The following is a 20,853-nucleotide window of genomic DNA, read 5'->3' on the forward strand; positions in this document are numbered from 1 at the left end:
TACTGGCAGGCTTTCATGGGGAATGTGTTTCTTATGTCTCGCTCGCGGTCAGTCCGTCGGGCGACGTAGGAGCATCAAAACAACTGGCAAGGATCGAAACGGATTATGGATCTGCTGCGCTTTATCGCCCTGCTTCCCGTGCGCTTCATGCGCGGTCTCCTCTGGTTGCTGGCGCGAGTGCTTCGCCCGGTTTTCGGCCAGATGTCGTGGAACGCTCCGGCCTGGGTACCCGCTGCGGGGAACGAGGTACGGCGTCATCCGCTACGCGTTTCCGGCATCGTCGCCGCGGCCTTCGTGCTGATCGTCGGCGGCTGGTTCGGCTGGCACTGGTATCAGAACCGGCCGAAGGCACCCGAGCCGAACCGGATCACGTTCAGTGCGCCGGCGCCCGCGCCCAGCGCCTACGACCAGACGCCTGTCGTCATCCATCCGTTGTTCGTCCGGTTCTCCGGTTCGGCTGCGCGCATCGAGAGCCTGCAGAAGCCCGTCACCGACGGCATCGTGATGAATCCGAAGCTCGCCGGTCAGTGGACCTGGGAGAACGACCGGACGCTGAAGTTCGTGCCCGCCGAAGACTGGCCGGTAGGCCGTCATGTCGAAGTCTCGTTCGATAAGGCGAAGGTCTTCGCACCGGCGCTGCTGCTGGCCGACGATCACTTCACCTTCGACACCGCCCCGTTCGTGGCAAGCATCCGGCACGGCGAGTTTTACCAGGACCCCGAAAACCCGACGATGAAGAAAACCATCGTCCAGGTCGCTTTCAATTACCCGGTCGACGCGGCGCAGTTCGAAAAGCGCGTGCATGTCCGGATGCTCGACAAAGACAAGAAGCCGGCGGGCGACCTGAAGTTCAGCGTCACCTATGACGAGCGCCGGCTCAACGCCTTCGTCCACTCCCAGCCACTGGAGCTGCCGCGCGACGACGGCTCCGTGGGCCTGCTGGTCGATTCGGGCGCGCGCAGTGCGCGCGGCGGCGACGGTACCGGCAAGGACATCGAAACGTCGGTCCACGTGCCGGGTCTGTATAGCCTCGGTATCGACGAGATCTCCGCCACGCTGGTCGACAACGCACGATTCGAGCCCGAACAGGTGCTGGTACTCAACGTGACCGGAGCGGTCAGCGACAACGAGCTGGCCAAACGTATCCACGGCTGGATTCTTCCGCAGGACGGTCCCAAGGGATCGGGCGAGAATCGCGACACGCCCTATGCCTGGTCGACGAGCGAGATCGGCGAAGACCTGCTGCGCAAGGCCACGCCGCTGAAGCTCGACGTCGTTCCGACCGAGAACGCGTACGCGCAGATGCAGAGCTTCCGCTACCAGGCCAAGCCGGGGCAGCGGATCTACGTTCGCGTCGACAAGGGCCTGGCATCGTTCGGCGGCTACATCATGGCCAAGCCGCGCGCCGAAACGCTTACCGTGCCCGACTATCCCAAGCTGCTTCGCTTCATGGCCGACGGCTCGCTGCTGTCGATGAGCGGTTCGAAGCGTATCTCCGTCGTGTCCCGCAACATGCCGGGCATGACGCTCGAGATTGGCCGCGTCCAGCCCGATCAGTTGCAGCATCTCGTTTCGTTGAATGGCGGCAGCACGACCCGGCCGCATATGTATGGCCTGACGTCGGACCATATCGTCGACCGTTTCGTGCAGAAGATTCCGTTCCCGGCGGACGATCCGGGCAAGGCTCATTACGAGGGCGTCGATCTCGGCAAGTATCTGGCGTCGGGCAAGCGCGGTGTGTTCCTGCTGCGCCTGACGGGCTACGACGAAAAGGCGGAGAAGAAAGCCGCCGCCGAGAAAGAAAAGGCAGCGCGTGCACTGGCTGCGCAGCAGGCAGGCGGGACGCCGGAGGAGGCGGCTGCCTCGATCGACGACAATTCGCAGGCCGACAGCAATGCGGAAGGCGATAGCGAAAGCGAAAACGAAGGCGGAGAAAGCGATTCTTCGGCATCCGGGTGGCCGACGGACGACCGGCTTGTCGTCATTACCGATCTGGGCGTGCTCGCCAAGCGGTCGATCGACGGAAGCCAGGATGTCTTCGTTCAGTCCATTCGTACCGGTTCGCCGGTAGCGGGTGCCACGGTAACGGTCATCGCGAAGAACGGCAGCACGCTGTTCACGCAGACCACGGGGGCCGATGGCATGGTGCACTTCGCCAGCCTGAAGGGTTTCGATCAGGAAAAGACGCCTGAGATGTACGTGGTTCGCCAGGGCGAGGATTTGTCCTTCCTGCCCATCGGCGCGTACGACCGTGTGCTGGATTACTCCCGCTTCGATATTGGCGGCGAACCCAACGCGCGCAGCCAGGGTCAGCTTTCCGCGTACCTGTTCTCCGACCGCGGCATCTATCGTCCGGGCGACCTGTTCCATATCGGCATGATCGTGCGTGCATCCACCTGGACGCGCAGCGTCGCCGGTATGCCGCTGGTGGCCGGTATCGTCGATCCGCGCGGTACCGAAGTGCGTCAGCAGCCGGTGGCCATGGATGCGTCGGGTTTCGCCGAACTCAGCTATACCCCGGCCGAAACCGCGCCCACCGGCAACTGGACGGTGAATCTGTACATCGCCAAGGACGGTAAAGCCGGTGCACAGATCGGCAGCACCACCGTGCAGGTGAAGGAGTTCCAGCCCGACCGCATGAAGGTCGTGGCACGGCTCTCCGATCAGGTAACCGAAGGTTGGGTCCATCCCGCCGATCTGAAAGCCGTGGTCGATGTGCAGAACCTGTTCGGCACCCCGGCCGCCGACAGGCGCGTCGAAGGTTCGTTGACGCTGCGCCCGGCATTCCCTGCGTTCCGCACTTATCGCGACTATCATTTCTACGACATCCGTCGCGCGAAGGAAGGCTTCGAGGAATCGCTGGAAGACGCGAAGACCGACGATAAGGGCCATGCGGAATTCAAGCTCGACCTGACGAAGTATGCCGACGCCACCTATCAGCTCTACTTCCTCGCCAAGGCCTACGAGGCCGAGGGTGGGCGTGGCGTTGCCGCGGCCACGCAGGGCATGGTGTCGTCGAACGATTGGCTCGTGGGTTATCGCGCCGTCGACAATCTCGACTACGTGACGCGCGATGCGAAGCGCATCGTCAACCTGATCGCCATCGATCCGAAAGCGAAGAAGATCGACCTCAAGGGCCTGAAACAGGCCATCGTCGAGACGCGCTACGTGTCGGTGCTGACGAAGCAGGACTCGGGCGTCTTCAAATACGAATCCAAAGCACGCGAAACCACGGTCAACGAAACGGACCTGACGATTCCCGCCGCGGGACTCGATGTCACGCTGCCGACCGACAAGCCCGGCAACTTCGCGCTGGTCGTGAAGAACGCCGCGGGCAAGGAGGTCAATCGTGTTGCGTACTCGGTCGCCGGCGAAGGCAACGTCTCGCGCTCGCTGGAACGTAACGCCGAGCTGCAGCTAACGCTTTCGAAGAAGGACTACGCTCCGGGTGAAACGGTGGATATCGCGGTCCGGGCGCCGTATGCGGGCAGCGGTCTGATCACCATCGAACGCGACAAGGTCTACGCGCACGCCTGGTTCCATGCCGACTCGACCAGCTCGGTCCAGCATATCGCCGTGCCTGCCGACTTCGAAGGCAATGGCTACATCAACGTTCAGTACATCCGCGATCCGTCGTCCGACGAAATCTTCATGAGCCCGTTGAGCTTCGGCGTCGTGCCGTTCTCGGTGGATCGCGACGCGCGTCGGAACGGTATCTCGGTCGAGTCGCCCGCGCTGGTGAAACCCGGCGACGAAGTGACCTTCCATCTCACCGCGCCGACGCCGACCCGCATGGTGGTGTTCGCGGTGGATGAAGGCATCCTGCAGGTCGCGCGCTACAAGCTCGGCGATCCGCTCGACTACTTCTTCCGCAAGCGCATGCTCGAAGTGGGCACCTCGCAGATCCTCGACCTCATCATTCCCGATATCGAGAAGGTGATGTCGATGGCCGCGCCCGGTGGCGATGCCGACGGCGGTATCGGTCGCCAGCTCAATCCGTTCAAGCGCAAGCGCGACAAGCCGGTGGCTTACTGGTCCGGCATCGTCGATGTCGACGGCAGCAAGGACCTGACCTACCGCGTGCCCGACTATTTCAACGGCAAGCTGCGGGTCATGGCCATCAGTGTGTCGCCCGATAAGATCGGAACGTTCGAAGGATCGACCACGGTACGCGGCGACTTCGTCCTGTCGCCGAACGTGCCGACCACGGTCGCGCCGGGCGACGAGGTCGAAGTAAGTGTCGGCGTGGCCAACAACCTGACGGGGCTTGGCGGTAAGGAAGTTCCGGTCAACATCCAGCTGAAAACCGGTCCGCAGTTGCAGATCGTCGGCGATGCGTCACAGAAACTGAGCCTTGGCGAAATGCGCGAGGGCGTTGCGATATTCCGCGTTCGCGCCACCGACACGCTGGGATCCGGCAACTTCACTTTCACCGCCAGCTATGGCGACAAGAGTGCGAAACAGAGCATCGATCTTTCGGTGCGACCGGCCTCGCCGCTGCGCTCAGAGCTGGCTTTCGGCAGCGTCGACGCCCACGGCAAAACCGACGTGAGCGATCTGCGTTCGATGTACGACGCCTATGCGCGCCGCGATGTCTCGTTCTCCACGGTTCCCGTGGTGCTGGCGCGCGGCCTGGCGGCCTACCTTGTCGACTTCCAGCACTACTGCACGGAGCAGGTCATTTCCAGCGCACTGCCTGCGCTGGTGCTGGGTAAGCGGCCCGAGTTCGGTCACGTGAAGCCGGCGCTGGCCGTCGATGGAGCCGGTCCGGCAGGCGACCCGATCGCGAACCTGTTCGACACGCTGCATGCGCGCCAGAACGGGCAGGGCGGTTTCGGTCTGTGGACGGCGACACCCGACACCGACGTATTCGTTACCGACTATGCGACGCATTACCTCATCGAAGCCCGCGACCGCGGCGTGGCCGTACCGCAGGACATGCTCGAGGCGGCGAACGGCGCGTTGCACCAGATTGCGGCGGACGATACCGGCGACAACCTGGACGCATTGCGCGAACGTGCCTATGCGATCTATCTGCTGACGCGCCAGGGCAACGTCACCACCAACGATCTGGCATCCGTACAGCGTCGTCTCGACGAGGTGGCTCCGAAAGAATGGCGCGACGATCTCGCGGCCGGCTGGCTGGCGTCGTCGTACAAGCTGCTGCATCAGGATCCGCAGGCGACGACGTTGATCGCTGGTTTGCAGAAGCGGTTGGTGCGCTCTGCAACGGATGAAGATTACAGCTACGACGAGTACTACGATCCGGTCATTCGCGACGCCACAACGCTTTACCTGCTGGCTAAACACTTCCCCGACCGGGCGAAGACGCTGCCGCCGCAGGCCATGAAGAACCTCCTCGCTCCGCTCGGCAAGGGTCGCTACAACACCTTGTCGTCCGGCATGATCATCCTTGCGCTCGACGCATGGGCGACCGAGACGGGCGGCGATGTGTCGAAGCTTGCGATCAACGAAGTGGCGGCCAACGGAACGCTGAAGCCCATTGCCGCACCTGTCGGCGTCACGCAGCAGGGTCACTGGTCCGGTTCCGCGGCGCGTCTGCGCCTGGTCAACGATGCCGACACCACTGCGTGGTATGGCGTGGCACAGACCGGTTACGACCGCGCCTCGCCGACGAAGCCGATCAAGCAGGGCATCGAAGTCGTGCGCGATTACACCGACACGAACGGCAAGCCGCTGGACAAGGTCACCGTCGGTCAGGAAATCGACGTCCATTTGCGCATCCGCGCCACGGGCGATAGCGAGGTGCTGAACGTCGCGATTACCGACCTCCTGCCGGGTGGCTTCGAACCGGTTATCACGCCGCCTCCCGTTGCCGACGAAACACCGGTCGCCAGCGATTCGTCCGCGGACGCGTCGGATAGCGAAAATGCCGATTCGTCGGAAGCCGACGAAACACCCGCCTGGCGTTCGCCTATCGGTCAGCCGGGTTCCACCTGGACGCCCAATTACGCCGACGTACGCGAGGATCGCGTGGTGATCTACGGGTACGCGACACACGATGTCCAGGAATTCATCTACCGGATCAAGGCGACCAACGCCGGTCGATTCATCGTGCCGCCGGCGTTCGGCGAGTCGCTGTACGACCGGAGCATCCAGGCACGGTCGATCGGCGGCACGTACCTCAACGTGGAGCGCAAGCAGTAACGCGAGCGACGCGTCGCATCGTGCGACGCGCCGCCGGTCGTCCTCGTCATGATCTCGCTTCGACAGTTCATTCAACGCCTGCGCCGGGTCCGATGGCATAACGCGCTGGTGGCGGTGCTCCTCATCGTCGCCATTCCCGTCGGTTTCCGCGTGTGGCCGCACGATCCGCTGAGATCGTGGTTGCCGTCGTCCACGGCCGTCTATGATGCCGATGGCCGGCTGCTGCGTCTGACGCTGGCGAGCGATCAGCGGTATCGGTTGTGGGTGCCGCTCCGGGACATTTCGCCCGCCGTCACCGATGGCGTTTTGCTGCACGAGGATCGCTGGTTCTACTGGCACCCCGGTTTCAATGCCTTTGGGCTGCTGCGCGGCGCGTGGGTGACCTATGTGCGGGGCGGTCATCCGCAGGGCGGCTCGACGATCACGATGCAGCTCGCCCGCTTGTTGTGGAAGCTGGACACGCGGAGTCCGCGCGGCAAGATCGTGCAGATCGCGCGCGCGGTACAGCTGGAGCTTTATTACTCCAAACGCGACATCCTGGAGGCGTATCTCAACGACGCGCCGTACGGCCGCAATGTGGAAGGCGTCGGTGCGGCGAGCCTCGCGTACTTCGGCAAATCGCCGGATCGGCTCAGCCTTCCCGAAGCACTGACTCTTGCGGTCATTCCGCAGGACCCATCGCGCCGGCTGCAGGCCGACGCGACATCCGGCGACGCCGTGATCGACCAATGGCTGGCGGCATCGCGCAATCGCCTGTTCGCTCGCTGGGTTTCACGCCATCCGGAAGACAAATCCGCGCAGCCACTTTTCGATTTGCCGCTGCGTCTGCGTTCCCTTTCGCGCCTGCCCTTCGAAGCACCTCACTTCGTCGAGCAGATACTTGCCGCGCGGCGCCTGGAGGGCGGCGGCGACATGCGTGTCACGACGACGCTGGACCTGCGTCTGCAACACAGCCTCGAACGTCAGGTGCGCCAGTATGTGGAACACGCCGGCGACCGGGGCATCCGCAACGCCGCCGCACTGCTGATCGATACGCGGGATATGGGTGTAAAGGCCATGGTGGGATCGGCCGACTATTTCGATTCTTCCATCGCAGGGCAGGTCAACGGTACGCTGGCCAAACGTTCGCCGGGATCGACGCTGAAACCTTTCATCTATGCGTTGGGTTTCGATCAGGGCGTTCTGCATCCGCAGACCGTGCTGCGCGATGTGCCGACCGCGTTCGGTCCCTACACGCCGGAAAACTTCGACGGTCATTTCCTGGGGCCGGTAACGGCGACGCAGGCACTGATCCGCAGCCGCAATATTCCCGCGGTCTATGTCGCGTCGCGTCTGGCCAGTCCGAATCTGTACCAGTTCCTTCGCGATGCCGGCGTCAGCCGCATGGCGAGCGAATCGCACTACGGTCTCGCGCTGGTCCTTGGCGGCGGCGAAGTGACGATGCAGGAGCTGGGCGGCCTTTACGCCATGCTGGCCAATCGCGGCAGTCTGAAGCCGTTGCGCATGCTCGCGAACGAGCCGCAGACCTCGGGTACCCGGGTGCTTAGCGACGAAGCGACCTTCATGACCATGGACATGCTCCGGCAGAATCCACGGCCCGACGATGCCATCGCCGCACAGTCGTCGCGCCTGCCCATCTACTGGAAAACCGGCACATCGTGGAGTTTCCGCGACGCGTGGACCGCAGGCAGCTTCGGACCTTACGTACTCGTGATCTGGATCGGCAACTTCGACGGCAGCGGCAATCCCGCCTTCGTCGGCGTCGAGGCGGCGGCCCCGCTTTTCTTTCGCATCGCCGACGCCTTGCGCGCGGAACGCCCCGGACTCGCCGAGCCCATACGGCGAAATCCCGCCAATCTGCGTCGCATTTCCATCTGCCTCGCCAGCGGCGACCTGCCCAACGCATGGTGTCCGCAGCTGGGCACGACCTGGTTCATACCAGGAAAATCGCCGATCAAGGTAAGCACCGTGCACAGGCCGGTGGTTATCGACACGGCGACAGGCAAGCCCGCGTGTCCGCCTTTCGACCCGGCGCATACCCGCACCGAAGTCTACGAATACTGGCCATCGGATCTGCAACGCGTCTTCGCGCAGGCGGGCATGGCGCGCCGTACGCCGCCGCCATTGCCGGACTGTCAGGGCGGTGCGCAAACCGCCGGCGATCCTCCACGCATCACGTCACCGGTGCGCGGCACCACATACACCATGCGCGCGTCGCGTATCGGCGAGGAACGCATCGCGTTCACCGCGACCACGGACGCAAGTAGCCGCCAGCTTTACTGGTTCGTCGACAATGCCTACCTGGGCAGCGCGCCGACCGGCCAGTCGCTGATGTGGCAGCCGGAGCGCACCGGCAAGTTCGTGGTTCGCGTTGTCGACGATCAGGGCCGCAGCGATTCGCGACCGCTGTCGATTGCTGCGGATTTGTAGCGTTTAGGGCTTGGCCACTTCGACCGTCACGTGCGCCAGTTCCTCATGAATGGCCAGCTGTCGGCGGACATCTTCCGCGGATACCGGCGTGCTCGATACCAGTCCGAGGATGCACGCGTAACTACCTCGTCCCACCCGCCATACGTGCAGGTCGCTGATAGCCGCTTCCGGGAACTGTTCGTCGATGACATCGCGCACCTCCTGCACGACCGGATGATCCATTTCGGCATCGAGAAGTATTTTTCCCGACTCGCGCAGTAGCGAGAATGCCCAGCGGGCGACCAGGATCGAACCCACGATGCCCATCGCGGGGTCCAGCCACGAGGCGCCGTAGAACTTACCGCCGATAAGCGCGACGATCGCAAGCACCGACGTCGCCGCGTCGGCGATGACGTGGATATAGGCCGACCGGAGGTTTACGTCATGGTGGTGGTGACCGCCATGATCAGCGTGGCCGTGGTCATGTCCATGTCCATGATCGTGGTGATGGTCGTCCTTCAACAGCCATGCGCACAGAAGATTCACGCCAAGGCCGATGGTGGCGATGACGATGGCTTCGTTGTAGTAGATGGCGCTGGGTACGAACAGGCGCTCGATGGACTGATACATCATCAGCGCCGCGACGACGGCGAGCAGCATGGCACTGCTGAAGCCGCCGAGAATTTCTATTTTCCAGGTGCCAAAAGCAAAACGACGATCGGTTGCGTAGCGTCGCGCCAGCACGTACGCCATCAGCGATAACCCCATCGCCAGCGCATGGGAACTCATGTGCCAGCCGTCGGCCAGCAACGCCATGGAGTTCAGAAGATAACCGCCGACGATCTCCACCACCATCATGACCGCGGTGATCAGCACGACGCGCCTGGTGTTGCGTTCGGCGTGCGCGTTCACCTCGTTGAAGTGATGGCTGTGGGTGTAGGGCGACACGTCGAGGGCGGGCATGGCTGGTCACTCCGTTATATACTCCCCCATAGTATATGACCGAAGGTGGGGCTGCCATGTCGCATATTCACGGAGACCGCAAAAAGCTCATCTCGAGAGTCCGCCGGATCGCCGGTCAGATGGCCTCCGTCGAACGGGCCATCGAGGGCGATGGAGAGTGTGGCGCCGTGTTGCAGCAACTCGCCGCCGTGCGGGGAGCCGTCAACGGCCTGATCCTGCAGATCATGGAGGGACATCTGGTGTCGCATGTCGCCGATAGCGGCAATCCGCAGCAGCTCAGCGAGCTGGAGCCTGTTCTGGCTGTGCTGAAGAGCTATCTGAAGTAATCGATCGCTCGTATCCCGAAGGGGGCGATAACGTTCGACACCCCCTCACCGTCGTCCCTGCGCAGGCAGGGGTCCAGGGCGGTGCGACGGGATTTTGCGTCAGCGACTGTTCGCGCTTCGAGAGCGTGATCCTGCACGTCATGGCCAGGGCGCGCGTTGCCGCCCTGGGTCCCTGCCTGCGCAGGGACGACGGTGATGGGGCCGGATGCTAGTTAATTCCGCCGTGCCTCAGAGCTCGACAACGTCGAAGTGCGCATTCGGTTCGACTTCCACGTCGTAATCCACATCGCTGCGAGCGAAACCGAACAGGCGCAGGAAGTCGGACTTGTAACCGGCGTAGTCGGTCAGCTGCGACAGATTTTCTGTGTTCACCGTCGGCCACATGGCCTTGCAGGCTTCCTGCACGTCGTCGCGCAGCTCCCAGTCGTCCAGGCGCAGGCGGCCTTCGTCGTCGGTCTTCGGCGCCGCGCCGTCCTGACGATACAGAGCGTCATGGAACAGGCGGTTGATCTGCTCGATGGTGCCTTCGTGGATGCCTTTCTCTTTCATGATGCGGAACACCATGGATACGTAAAGCGGAATGACCGGAATAGCCGCGCTGGCCTGGGTCACCACCGACTTCATCACGCCGACATAGGCGTCCAGTCCCTGCGCGGCGTAACGCGTGCGCAATGCCTGCGCGGTGTTGTCCAGGTGCTGTTTGGCTTTGCCCAGCGTGCCGTGCCAGTAGATCGGCCAGGTGATTTCCGTACCCACGTAGCTGTAAGCAACGGTCCTGGCATGTTCGGCCAGCACGCCGGCCTTGCTCAGCGCTTCGATCCACAGGGCCCAGTCCTCGCCGCCCATCACGGTGACGGTGTCCTTGATCTCCTGCTCCGTCGCTGGCTCGACCGACACCTGGACGACCGTGTCGCGATTGGTATCGACCGAGGACGCGGTGAATGTTTCGCCGATCGTCTTCAGCGAGGAACGAACGACTTCACCGGAATCCGGCAGTTTGCGCACCGGCGATGCCAACGAGTAGACGACGAGGTCGATGGGGCCATCCATCTCCTGCTGGATCAGCTCGATCGCACGGGCGCGGGTCTCGTGCGAGAACGCGTCGCCGTTGATCGACTTGCTGTACAGGCCGGCCTTCTTGGCGAACTTGTCGAAAGCGGCGGAGTTATACCAACCGGCCGTGCCGGTCTTGGTCTCGCTGGAGGGTTTCTCGAAGAACACGCCCAGCGTCGCCGCGCCATACCCGAAGGCTGCCGTGATCCGCGATGCCAGCCCATAGCCCGTGGAGGCACCGATCACCAGTACGCGCTTGGGGCCCGAAGCCGCGTCGCCGCTGGCCTTGGTGATGCCGATTTGCTCCAGCACGTTTTTCTCGCAGCCGGTGGGATGCGCGGTGATGCAGATGAAGCCACGAACCTTGGGATGGATGATCACGAAACGCTCCTACGCGACAAGACCCCGAATTCTAATCGGCGTGGGCATCAAATGCTGCCTCCAGGGACGTTTTGTCGGCGGGTGCGAACAAATGAAGCGCGGCGTACTGCAGCAACATGATGGTTTTACCGTCCTCGATTTCACCCGTTCCGATCATTGCCATGGCCTCGTCGAACGGAAGTTCGAGCACCTCGATGTCCTCGCCTTCGGCCTCAAGGCCACCGCCTTCGCCGATCTTCGAGGCGGCATCGTATTCGGCGACGAAGAAGAACAATTTTTCGGTGACCGATCCCGGACTCATGAACGCCTCGAAGACACGCCTGACCGTTCCCACCCGATAGCCCGTTTCCTCCTCCACTTCCGCTCGGATCCGCTCTTCGGGAGTGGCCATGTCGAGCAGTCCCGCGGGCGCTTCTATCAGCATGCCGTGGTGGCCGGTGACATAGGCGGGGAGGCGAAACTGGCGCGTAAGAACGACCCGGCGCCGCGAAGACTGATACAGCAGCAGGGTGGCGCCATTGCCGCGATCGTAGGTTTCCCGCTGCTGGCGCTGCCAGGTGCCATCGGCCCTTCGCAGGTCGAACACCGTCTTTTTCAGCAGGGACCAGTCGTCCGATAGCACCTTGCTTTCGATGACCCGGACACGCCCGTCGACTTCACTCATGGCTCGCTCGCTATAGACAAACACGGGTCGGAACCGTATCGTGCAATTTCGTGCAATGTCAATGGATTTCGTGCAAACCCATGCTGACCACCCATCGCAAACAGGCCATCCTCGCCACCCTGCAAAGGGATGGCCAGGTACTGGCCAAGGCCCTGAGCGAAGAGTTCGGCGTGTCCGAGGACACCGTTCGTCGCGACCTGAGGGAGCTGGCAGCGGAAGGCAAATTGCAGCGTGTGCATGGAGGCGCGCTGCCATCGTCCCCGGCGGCCGTGGACTTCTCGCAAAGGCAAGGGATCAGCACGGACGGCAAATCGGCCATTGCCCGTAAGGCCGCTGGCCTCGTTCTTCCCGGCCAGGTAGTGATCGTGGACGGCGGTACGACTTGTGTGCAACTGGTCCGGCACTTACCCAGGACACTCCAGGCCACCATCGTGACCCACAGTCCGAGCATCGCCGTCGAGCTGATAGATCACCCGGGCATCGAGGTCATCCTGATCGGCGGCCGGCTCTTCAGACATTCGATGGTGGCCGTTGGCGCGGCCACCATCGAGGCCATCGGCAGCATCCGGGCCGATGTGTATTTCATGGGCGTCACGGGAGTGCATCCGACGGCCGGATTGAGTACCAGCGATCTCGAAGAAGCCTATGTCAAACGCGCACTGGCGGCGCGAGCCGCCGAGGTCGTCGTGCCTGCCTCGGCGGAAAAGATCAACGTCGCCTCGGCTTTCGTCATTGGGGAAGTCTCCGCAGCCAGTACGCTGGTAGTAGAGTCCGGGACGTCCGAAGCCTCGATCGCTCACTTTACGGACATGGGGATAGCCGTCCTTCGGGCCTGAGCTGCGGCTTGCGCACGACAACCGACTTCGTGGGGGGGAGCCAATGTTCACACGACTACGCGTGATGCAGTTCTTTCTTTGGGTATGGGTGTTCGGCGAGGCAATCGGGTTGGGTGCCAAGCTATTCGACCTGCTCGTGCTGGCGGGTGCGTGGGGTGCGACGCCTCCGGCATCGTTCGTGCTCCTGCCTTACGGCTCGCGTTACCCTGTGAATCCCGGCGATTTCTTCCAGCCCCTCTCGGCCCTGATTGTGTTCGGCATGATCGGTGCTCTGATCAGCGGTTGGAGGGCGCCGGCCCAGCCACGTTTCTGGCTGTGGCTGGGCGTGATCAGTTTTGTCGTTGTCTGGGCCATTACGCCTACGGTGTTCTGGCCCATGATCAATCAGCTGTACGGGACGGCGACAGGCAAGATTGCCGCCACCGATGCCGAGTCGATTCAACTGGCGCGGCGTTGGATCGTCTGGGACTGGTTCCGTGTGACTTTGATCCTGGTGGGCTTTGTCGCTTCCGTGCGCGCACTGGTTTTTTCCGCCACCTTCAACGCGGCAACTAAGCATCGAAGTAACGTCTGATACGAGTGAAGCGTTCGACCGCGCCTATCGTCAGGCTTTACTTTGTCGCGCCCGCTGCCTTCAGGACAGCGACGACCGCCGGGGCGTTCTGTTGTATCGCATCGGAAAGTGGCGTCTGGGCCGTGCTCTTGCGTACGGCATTGACGTCGGCCTTGGCGGCGATCAGGGCCTTGACCACCTCAAGATTTTCGTCGCCCCACTGAATGGCGAACATCAGGAAAGTCTGCCCGCCGTTACCGAACGGATCGGGGTCATTGACGTCGGCGCCAGCCTTGATCATCGCCTGGACGATAGTGGCATTCTTGACATAAATAGCGCCCTGGAAAGGCGTCATTTCACGGCCGGCATCCTTGGGCGTGGGTTTGGCACCCTGGCTCAGCAACGTGTTCACGGCCGCGACATCCTGATTGAGCGCGGCCGTGTAAAGTTTCTTGTCCAGCGCCCCCAGGCCACTTGCCCATACCGGGACAGAAGCCACGGCGAGCATCAGTGCAACGACCAGCCTGCATACGTTCGGGTTCTTCATAAACAACGTTTCCAACGACGATCGTCCGGATCGATTCGGCGAATCGTACAACGACTGGCTAAAACGCTTTGAGACGGCCGGAGCGAGTCGAATGGCCAGCGGTTAAACGCGACGGCGATGAGTGCGATCGACTAGCGGGCGGAAGTGGTCGCGCGAATCCGCGAGATATCCCGCAACGGCGGCGCCCCGAACAGACGGCTGTATTCGCGGCTGAACTGCGAGGCGCTGTCATAACCCACGCGCGAAGCCACCGTACCGACATCGCCATCGCTACCGAGCAGCATGCGACGCGCTTCGTGCAGTCGTAGCTGTTTCTGGTACTGAAGCGGACTCATCGAGGTGACGTCCTTGAAATGGTGATGCAGCGACGAGACGCTCATGTTGAGTTGCTGCGACAGCGCGTCGATGCTCAACGGCTTGTCGTAATGGTTTTTCAGCCAGTCGATCGCGCGCGCGACCTTGCTGCCTCCGCTCTCGCCGGCGGCCATTTGTCCCAGGCGCCTGCCGTGCTCCCCGCTCAGCAGCAGAAACAGGATTTCCCGCTCGAGCAGCGGCGCCAGTACGTGGATCTCGTCGGGATGATCGAGAAGGCGCGCCAGCCGGAGTGCAGAATCGAGCAAACGATGGGATAGCTTGCCAACAGCGATCGTTCGGCCGATGGGGGACGACTCGGAGCGTGGCCGACCCATGTCCGCCATCAGCGCGGCGACCTGCTTCAGATCGAGCGACATGGCCATGCACAGATACGGCTGCGTGACGCTGGCATCGGTAATCCGGGACATCACCGGCAGGTCGATCGAGGAGATAAGGCAGTGCCGGACGTCGTAATCGTAGTCTTCGCCAGCGGCAATAATGCGTTTGGCACCCTGCGCGGCGATGATCAGGGACGGCCGGCTCATGCCACAGGACAGATCGCCGATCTGCGAATACCTGTGCAGGGTCAACAGTGGCATGGCCGTCGCGTGATCGCCATCGGCCGGCGCAAAGCGAGCGATGATGCTGCTGAGTTCGGCCGACATAGCGACCATGGGCATGTCGGAGTGGTGAGAATCCATAGCGATGCATCGAAGTAGGGCCTGCCGGGCAGTATGCCTGTCTTCCGGTGTCCCTTGCGCTGAGATTTGCAGGATCGGGCAATAAATCGGCAGGATCTGGATACATATGCCAGCCCCCAGGTCCCAGACTTTTCGGGTCAGTCCACCCCCAGAGATATGTCCCATGACCACTGTTCGCGGTTACGCAGCCCATAACCCCACTTCCCCACTGGTCCCGTTTACGTTCGAGCGCCGCGAGCCGGGCGATGACGACGTCGAGATCCAGATTCTTTACAGCGGTATCTGCCACTCCGACCTTCACCAGAGCCGCGACGATTGGGGCGGTGCACTGTTCCCGATGGTGCCGGGTCACGAGATCGTGGGCCGGGTGACGCGGGTGGGCTCCAAAGTGACCAAGCTCAAGGTCGGCGATTTCGCCGGCGTCGGCTGCATGGTCGATTCCTGCCGCGAATGTTCTTCCTGTAAGGAATCGCTCGAGCAGTATTGCGAGCAGGGCGCGACCTGGACATACAACAGCAAAGAGCGCGGCAGCGATCAGCTCACCTTCGGCGGTTATTCCGAAACCATCGTTGCCGCCGAGCGCTTCGTGGTCAGCATTCCCGCGAGCATGGATCTCAAGGCCGTGGCGCCGCTGCTCTGCGCGGGTATCACCACGTATTCGCCGCTGCGCCACTGGAAAGTAGGCCCCGGCCAGAAGGTCGGTGTGATCGGCCTCGGTGGCCTTGGCCATATGGGCGTGAAGTTCGCCAAGGCACTCGGCGCGCGCGTCGTGATGATCACCACGTCGATGAGCAAGGCCGCGGACGCGCAGCGCCTCGGCGCCGACGAGGTTCTGCTGTCCACCGATCCGGCCGCTATGGCCAGTCATGCCGGCAGCTTCGACTTCCTGCTCAACACCGTACCGGTCTCGCACGACCTCAATCCCTACATGTCGCTGCTTAAGCGTGAGGCGAGCATGGTGCTGGTCGGCGTGCTTACCGAACTGGACCCGCCGCTCACGGGTGTGGCCTTCATCTTCGGCCGCAAGAAGCTCTCCGGCTCGGCGATCGGCGGCATGGCCGAAACCCAGGAAATGATCGATTTCTGCGCCGAGCACAACATCGTTTCGGACATCGAAATGGTGCGGATCGATCAGGTCAATGAAGCTTACGACCGCCTGATCAAGAACGACGTGAAGTACCGCTTCGTCATCGATATGGCGACGATCGCAGCCTGACGGAACGGCGAAGCGGCAGGCGACCCGACGGTCGCCTGCCGCTTCGGTGAACCCTGTCGTGAAGGTGCCCAGCGACGCGCAGCCGACGGTGAAACAGACGTCGGTGACGCTGAGGTCGCCACGACGAAGCAGCGCCATCGCGCGCTCGATGCGCCGTGTCATCTGCTGCTCCGCGGCGGATCTGCCGTTCACCCGCATGATCGTTTCACGTCGCAGCGCGGTGCTCAAGTGCGTAGATGCGATGTATCGGGCAACCCTTCGTTGAAAGGAAAAATTGCGTTCTGACCCGGCCTTCCACGCATCGCATACGGTAAATTGACGCCTCATGCAGGAGAAGCTCATGCGCACCGCCGATGCTCTGTTTTCGCTGTTGTTGCCGATGCTACTGCTCGTCAGTGCGCCGGCCATGTCCTCGGAGAAAGAGGACGTGCAGAAAATCTTGCAGGCCGAACGCGATATCTGCGTGGCTTTCGAGCATGAAGACGCGGACTGGCTGGAGCGGCATCTGGACCCGACGTTCACGCTGACCAGCTCCACCGGCAAGGTCACCACGCGAGCAGACGAGGTCGCCGACCTGCGCGGCGGCACGAAATACGACGTGTTCCGCAACCGCGATTCGAAAGTGCGGCTGTATGGCGATGCCGCCGTGGTCACCGGCATCACGCGGGTGGAGGGCAAAAGCGAAGGCCAGCCTTATGCGCTGGATTTCCAGTTCACCGACACTTACGTGCGCAAACCGGGCGGCTGGGTCCTGGTGGCCAGTCATGCCTCGCGATTGCCCGCTAAAAAGTAACGGCTGCGATCGAGGCGCGCGGACATGGCGCCGCGATCGCGGAGGCCTTCAGGAGTTCGCGTCTCAGCCGCGTTTCCGTCCGATCTCTTCCAGTTCGGCGAGAACATCTTCCGCAAGCACGAGATCGGCTGCCGCCAGATTTTCCTTCAGATGCTTGAGCGACGACGTGCCCGGGATAAGAAGCATGTTGGGTGCGCGTGCGAGCAGCCATGCAAGGGCGACCTGCATCGGCGTCGCGCCGAGTCGTTGCGCGACAGAGGACAAGGTCTCGGACTGGAGCGGCGTAAAGCCACCGAGCGGAAAGAAGGGAACATAGGCGATAGCCTTCCGGGCAAGCTCGTCGATGAGCGCGTCGTCCTCGCGATGTACGAGGTTGTAGTGGTTCTGCACACAAACCACGTTGGCGATGCGCTGTGCTTCCGCCACCTGCGCCGAGGTCGCGTTGCTCAGGCCCAGGTGCCGTATCAGCCCCTGCCGCTGCAGCTCCGCCAACGCCGTGAACTGCTCTTCGATCGATCCTTCGCTGGGCGCGTGGACATCCCCCATGACACGCAGGTTCACGACGTCCAGCACATCGAGGCCAAGATTGCGGAGATTGTCATGCACCCCACGTGTCAGCTCCGTGGGACTCTGTGCCGCATTCCATGACGCGTCGGCTCCGCGCGTAGCGCCTACCTTGGTCACGATCGTCAGGTTCTTCGCATAGGGATGCAGTGCTTCGCGGATCAACTGGTTGGTGATGTGAGGCCCGTAAAAGTCGCTGGTGTCGATGTGATCCACGCCGGAGGCCACCGCCTCGCGAAGTACCGCAATCGCGGCATCGCGATCCTTCGGCGGTCCGAACACGCCGGGGCCCGCCAACTGCATGGCGCCGTAGCCCAGCCGGGTCACCTTGTGGTCGCCCAGGGAAAAAGTCCCCGATTTCGTCATGTTGGTCATGTTGCCTCCAGGAAAAGTGCTGATCGAATGTGGATACGACAGGAATATAGGCACTAACCGGCTGGACGATAATCTGGTGAAATCGGTACGGGTTGTGCGGAATACCGAACAATGGCAACGGATCTACAGGACATCTTCGCGTTCCTGGCGGTGGTGCAGGCGAAGGGCTTCCGTGAAGGAGCCCGCGCAAGTGGCACGTCCGCCTCGAGTCTGAGTGAAGCCGTGCGGCGCCTGGAAACCCGTCTGGGCGTCCGGCTACTCAACCGTACGACTCGCAGTGTCCTGCCGACAGAGGCCGGAGCTCGCCTGGCCGAACGACTCGTACCGGCGCTCAGCGAAGTGGAAGCGGCACTGGACGTCGTCAATAGTTTCCGGGACCGGCCGACGGGAACGCTCCGCCTCAACGTGCCCGCCACCGTCGCCCGTCTCGTTCTTCCTTCGATCGTCACGCCCTTCCTCAAGGCTTATCCGGAGATCAGGCTGGACGTGATCGTCGAGGACAGCTTTGTCGACATGCTGGCGGCGGGGTGCGATGCCGGTATCCGCTATGACGAGCGGCTTGAACTGGACATGATTGCGTTGCCTATCGGCCCGCGCTTTCAGCGTTTCGCGACCGCCGCGTCACCCGACTATCTCAATGCAAGAGGTCGACCGGACCACCCGCGCGACCTGCTGGGTCACGCCTGCCTGCGCGGGCAGTTTGCCAGCGGCGCGATTCCCACGTGGGAGTTCGAGCGCGACGGCGAAATCGTGCGCGTCGATCCCACCGGTCCGCTGTTGGTCCGCCTGGGTGCCGCAGTGGATCTTGCCGTCGAAGCCGCCGTGGGTGGTCTGGGCGTGATCCATTTGTTCGAGGACTGGTTGCGCCCGCACCTCGACAGTGGCGCGCTCGAGCCCGTGCTGGAGCCGTGGTGGCAGACGTTTACCGGTCCGTTTCTCTACTACCCCGGACGCCGCCATGTGCCTGCCCCGTTACGGGCATTTGTCGAGTTCATCCGGTCGCGCTGATCGCGGCCCAACGTGACACCCGGGGTGACAATCGCCTTACCCACCGTGCAGCCGGGCGTGGTCTTACCGGGCCACTGCGAAAAGGTCATGTCGACTTGCTTGTACCGATCGGCGGGTCACGCATCGGCGACCTGAGCTCGAGCGGGTTGCGCGACCCAGGCTGCGACGACCGTCGCTATCAACAAGGCGGTACGAGTGACGCGCATAGGAGACCCTTCGAGTTGGCGCATAGATAAGTACTGCGCTTCGCGGGTGAATATAGACAGGAGTTGCCGGCTTCTCCCGTCCTGCGTAGAGGCTTCCACCCCGTAGCATCCCGTTGGCTGCCCGCAGTGTAACGGGGTCGCCATTCCTGTTCGCGCCCCGTACCGTATGAGCGTGCCGTCTCGCCTACCGGGTGGCGATTAGCCCGTAGTGGTAGGGACAGCTCTTCGCCAGGTCGACGGAATGAACGTGTAAAAAGCCGGTCTCGACAAGCCACCGCTCACACTGGCTGGGTGTCGGTCGAATCGACAGGGGCGGGCCTCGGGGTGTCGGCACGTCGGTTCGCCAGTGCATAAGCGAAATCTGTCCGCCTGGCTGAAGGACGCGATGCACCTCCTGCAAAAGCGCGAGAGGCCGCTCGAGGTGCAGAATGTTGAAAACCAGCGCATCGGTCTGACTCGCCGCTGCCAGTCCGGTGCCACCTGCGATGAAGTCGCGCTGCCGCGCATGGATATTGGACACGCCGTTCAGTACAGCCTTGCCCTGGGTGGCCGCGACCATCTCCGGCTCGATATCCAGCGCGGTCACGTGGCCATTCGCCCGGCGCGCGAGCGCTACGGTGAAGGTGCCGTAGCCGCAGCCGAATTCCACGGCTTGATTGACGGCACGCTCGCCGGCGAGGAAGGCATCCATCGCGCCTTCGACATCGAAGAACCGTGCCCAGTACTCTTCCTCGGGCATTCCGCTTTCAGGCACTTTCATGAGGCTGAGGTACTCCCCGCGTATCCGTATCCGGCGATCATGGTTCCCGATTTCGTCGAGCATTGAGATGGCGGACGCCAGCTTTCCAGGGATTTGACACTACACCGGTATCGGATAGAGACACTCGACCGCGATGAACTACCGCGCTTGTGCATCGAAATACGCCTCCCAGGTGGCGTCGTCGCGATCGAGATGCGTACCTCGATCGAGTACGGCGCGCGCATTTTTCCGGGTCGTGGAATCGATCGGCGCAACGAAAAGATTGAAAAATGTATTTCGATCGGTTGACCTTAACCGCACGGCTCGCTCCAGAACTACCCGTGCTTCCGGGTGCAGGTGGAGATCGCAGAGCACGGCACCAAGACACGTCAGAACAACCACATTGTCTTTATCGACCTTTAGTGAGTCCTCAAGCAAGGTACGAGCTGTCTGCAAAGGTTCGTAGCTCGTCGGGCTGGACCATGCCTGATTCACAAGCGCCCTGGCTGCCGCCGTCACGCTGGTTGTTTCTTCTTCCATAGCCTTTCCCAAAGGGGGCGAAGGTGGTAATGGCAGCCATCAGCGAGGATGAGCTTTCTGCTCTTGCTGTCACGTACCAACAAGGCCGGAAATAGCCTCCCGCCCTGGATGATCTTCTCGCGATCGACGTGGGAATTGCTAACGCCGAACAGGGACAGGATTGGTGTGCGCAGTAGGTGCTTGACTGCGAATTCGCACAAGTGTGCGCACCGAAATACTTTCATAAATATGATGACTGTGGCCGCATCGAATATTCAGGATGAGATAGGAATCGACCACTGCATAGTCGTGCTTCGTGGGCTTGTCGAGCCACTGAATAGGGATGTGTTTTCATACGTCTTCGTCAGCGATTTGGGCACGCATTTGCGTAGTTCGATTCTTGCATTAGCTGCATCCAGGTAGTGAATGTGCGTCAGTTCACAGTTCGGTCATTTGTAGGTGAGTGCCTACACGACGA

At 62.3% G+C, this 20,853-nt stretch carries 16 protein-coding genes; 8 read left to right on the plus strand and 8 right to left on the minus strand.

The window, feature by feature from the left end; genetic code table 11:
- The first annotated feature begins 105 nt into the window (after positions 1 to 105).
- Together AC3IR3_RS00535 and pbpC are read left to right on the plus strand one after the other, a co-directional pair.
- Positions 106 to 6,168 (plus strand): alpha-2-macroglobulin, encoded by a 6,063-nt coding sequence (locus AC3IR3_RS00535; protein ID WP_489195121.1) that lies wholly within the window; start codon positions 106 to 108, stop codon positions 6,166 to 6,168.
- A gap of 48 nt (positions 6,169 to 6,216) precedes the next feature.
- On the plus strand, positions 6,217 to 8,598 hold the full coding sequence (gene pbpC, locus AC3IR3_RS00540) for a penicillin-binding protein 1C (protein ID WP_489195122.1): 2,382 nt from the start codon (positions 6,217 to 6,219) through the stop codon (positions 8,596 to 8,598).
- Between the two features lie 3 nt (positions 8,599 to 8,601).
- Here the strand turns inward: pbpC and dmeF are convergent, their stop codons facing one another.
- Entirely contained in the window at positions 8,602 to 9,540 is a 939-nt protein-coding gene (gene dmeF, locus AC3IR3_RS00545) for a CDF family Co(II)/Ni(II) efflux transporter DmeF (protein ID WP_489195123.1), read from the minus strand.
- A gap of 56 nt (positions 9,541 to 9,596) precedes the next feature.
- Here dmeF and AC3IR3_RS00550 point away from each other — a divergent pair, with 56 nt between their 5' ends.
- Positions 9,597 to 9,866: a metal/formaldehyde-sensitive transcriptional repressor gene (locus AC3IR3_RS00550; protein ID WP_489195124.1), complete on the plus strand. Its 270-nt coding sequence runs from the start codon at positions 9,597 to 9,599 to the stop codon at positions 9,864 to 9,866.
- Between the two features lie 228 nt (positions 9,867 to 10,094).
- Here the strand turns inward: AC3IR3_RS00550 and fabV are convergent, their stop codons facing one another.
- On the minus strand, positions 10,095 to 11,300 hold the full coding sequence (gene fabV, locus AC3IR3_RS00555) for an enoyl-ACP reductase FabV (protein ID WP_489195125.1): 1,206 nt from the start codon (positions 11,298 to 11,300) through the stop codon (positions 10,095 to 10,097).
- Positions 11,301 to 11,331: 31 nt separating this feature from the next.
- Complete coding sequence (locus AC3IR3_RS00560) at positions 11,332 to 11,964, minus strand: NUDIX domain-containing protein (protein ID WP_489195126.1); 633 nt, start codon at positions 11,962 to 11,964, stop codon at positions 11,332 to 11,334.
- A gap of 80 nt (positions 11,965 to 12,044) precedes the next feature.
- On the opposite strand from AC3IR3_RS00560, the gene AC3IR3_RS00565 reads away from it, so the two are divergent.
- Both AC3IR3_RS00565 and AC3IR3_RS00570 read left to right on the plus strand, forming a co-directional pair.
- On the plus strand, positions 12,045 to 12,800 hold the full coding sequence (locus AC3IR3_RS00565) for a DeoR/GlpR family DNA-binding transcription regulator (RefSeq protein ID WP_489195127.1): 756 nt from the start codon (positions 12,045 to 12,047) through the stop codon (positions 12,798 to 12,800).
- A gap of 43 nt (positions 12,801 to 12,843) precedes the next feature.
- A complete protein-coding gene (locus AC3IR3_RS00570) occupies positions 12,844 to 13,374 on the plus strand; it encodes an anthrone oxygenase family protein (RefSeq protein ID WP_489195128.1) in 531 nt (176 codons plus the stop codon).
- A 37-nt stretch (positions 13,375 to 13,411) separates the two neighbouring features.
- On the opposite strand, the gene AC3IR3_RS00575 is transcribed toward AC3IR3_RS00570, so the two are convergent.
- Positions 13,412 to 13,900 carry an ankyrin repeat domain-containing protein gene (locus AC3IR3_RS00575; RefSeq protein ID WP_489195129.1) on the minus strand — a complete coding sequence of 163 codons (489 nt, stop codon included), beginning with the start codon at positions 13,898 to 13,900 and terminating at the stop codon, positions 13,412 to 13,414.
- 131 nt (positions 13,901 to 14,031) lie between these two features.
- A complete protein-coding gene (locus AC3IR3_RS00580; protein ID WP_489195130.1) occupies positions 14,032 to 14,955 on the minus strand; it encodes an AraC family transcriptional regulator in 924 nt (307 codons plus the stop codon).
- Between the two features lie 163 nt (positions 14,956 to 15,118).
- Between AC3IR3_RS00580 and AC3IR3_RS00585 the strand changes: the two genes are divergently transcribed.
- Positions 15,119 to 16,171 carry an NAD(P)-dependent alcohol dehydrogenase gene (locus AC3IR3_RS00585; protein ID WP_489195131.1) on the plus strand — a complete coding sequence of 351 codons (1,053 nt, stop codon included), beginning with the start codon at positions 15,119 to 15,121 and terminating at the stop codon, positions 16,169 to 16,171.
- 340 nt (positions 16,172 to 16,511) lie between these two features.
- A complete protein-coding gene (locus tag AC3IR3_RS00590; RefSeq protein WP_489195132.1) occupies positions 16,512 to 16,964 on the plus strand; it encodes a nuclear transport factor 2 family protein in 453 nt (150 codons plus the stop codon).
- Between the two features lie 63 nt (positions 16,965 to 17,027).
- On the opposite strand, the gene AC3IR3_RS00595 is transcribed toward AC3IR3_RS00590, so the two are convergent.
- A complete protein-coding gene (locus AC3IR3_RS00595) occupies positions 17,028 to 17,903 on the minus strand; it encodes an aldo/keto reductase family oxidoreductase (RefSeq protein ID WP_489195133.1) in 876 nt (291 codons plus the stop codon).
- 132 nt (positions 17,904 to 18,035) lie between these two features.
- Between AC3IR3_RS00595 and AC3IR3_RS00600 the strand changes: the two genes are divergently transcribed.
- Entirely contained in the window at positions 18,036 to 18,911 is an 876-nt protein-coding gene (locus AC3IR3_RS00600; protein WP_489196990.1) for a LysR family transcriptional regulator, read from the plus strand.
- 390 nt (positions 18,912 to 19,301) lie between these two features.
- Here the strand turns inward: AC3IR3_RS00600 and AC3IR3_RS00605 are convergent, their stop codons facing one another.
- Together AC3IR3_RS00605 and AC3IR3_RS00610 are read right to left on the minus strand one after the other, a co-directional pair.
- Complete coding sequence (locus AC3IR3_RS00605) at positions 19,302 to 19,940, minus strand: class I SAM-dependent methyltransferase (RefSeq protein ID WP_489195134.1); 639 nt, start codon at positions 19,938 to 19,940, stop codon at positions 19,302 to 19,304.
- Between the two features lie 75 nt (positions 19,941 to 20,015).
- Positions 20,016 to 20,396 carry a UDP-N-acetylglucosamine-peptide N-acetylglucosaminyltransferase gene (locus AC3IR3_RS00610; protein WP_489195135.1) on the minus strand — a complete coding sequence of 127 codons (381 nt, stop codon included), beginning with the start codon at positions 20,394 to 20,396 and terminating at the stop codon, positions 20,016 to 20,018.
- Between the last annotated feature and the right edge of the window lie 457 nt (positions 20,397 to 20,853).

Source organism: Luteibacter sp. GL_149 (assembly GCF_057834065.1).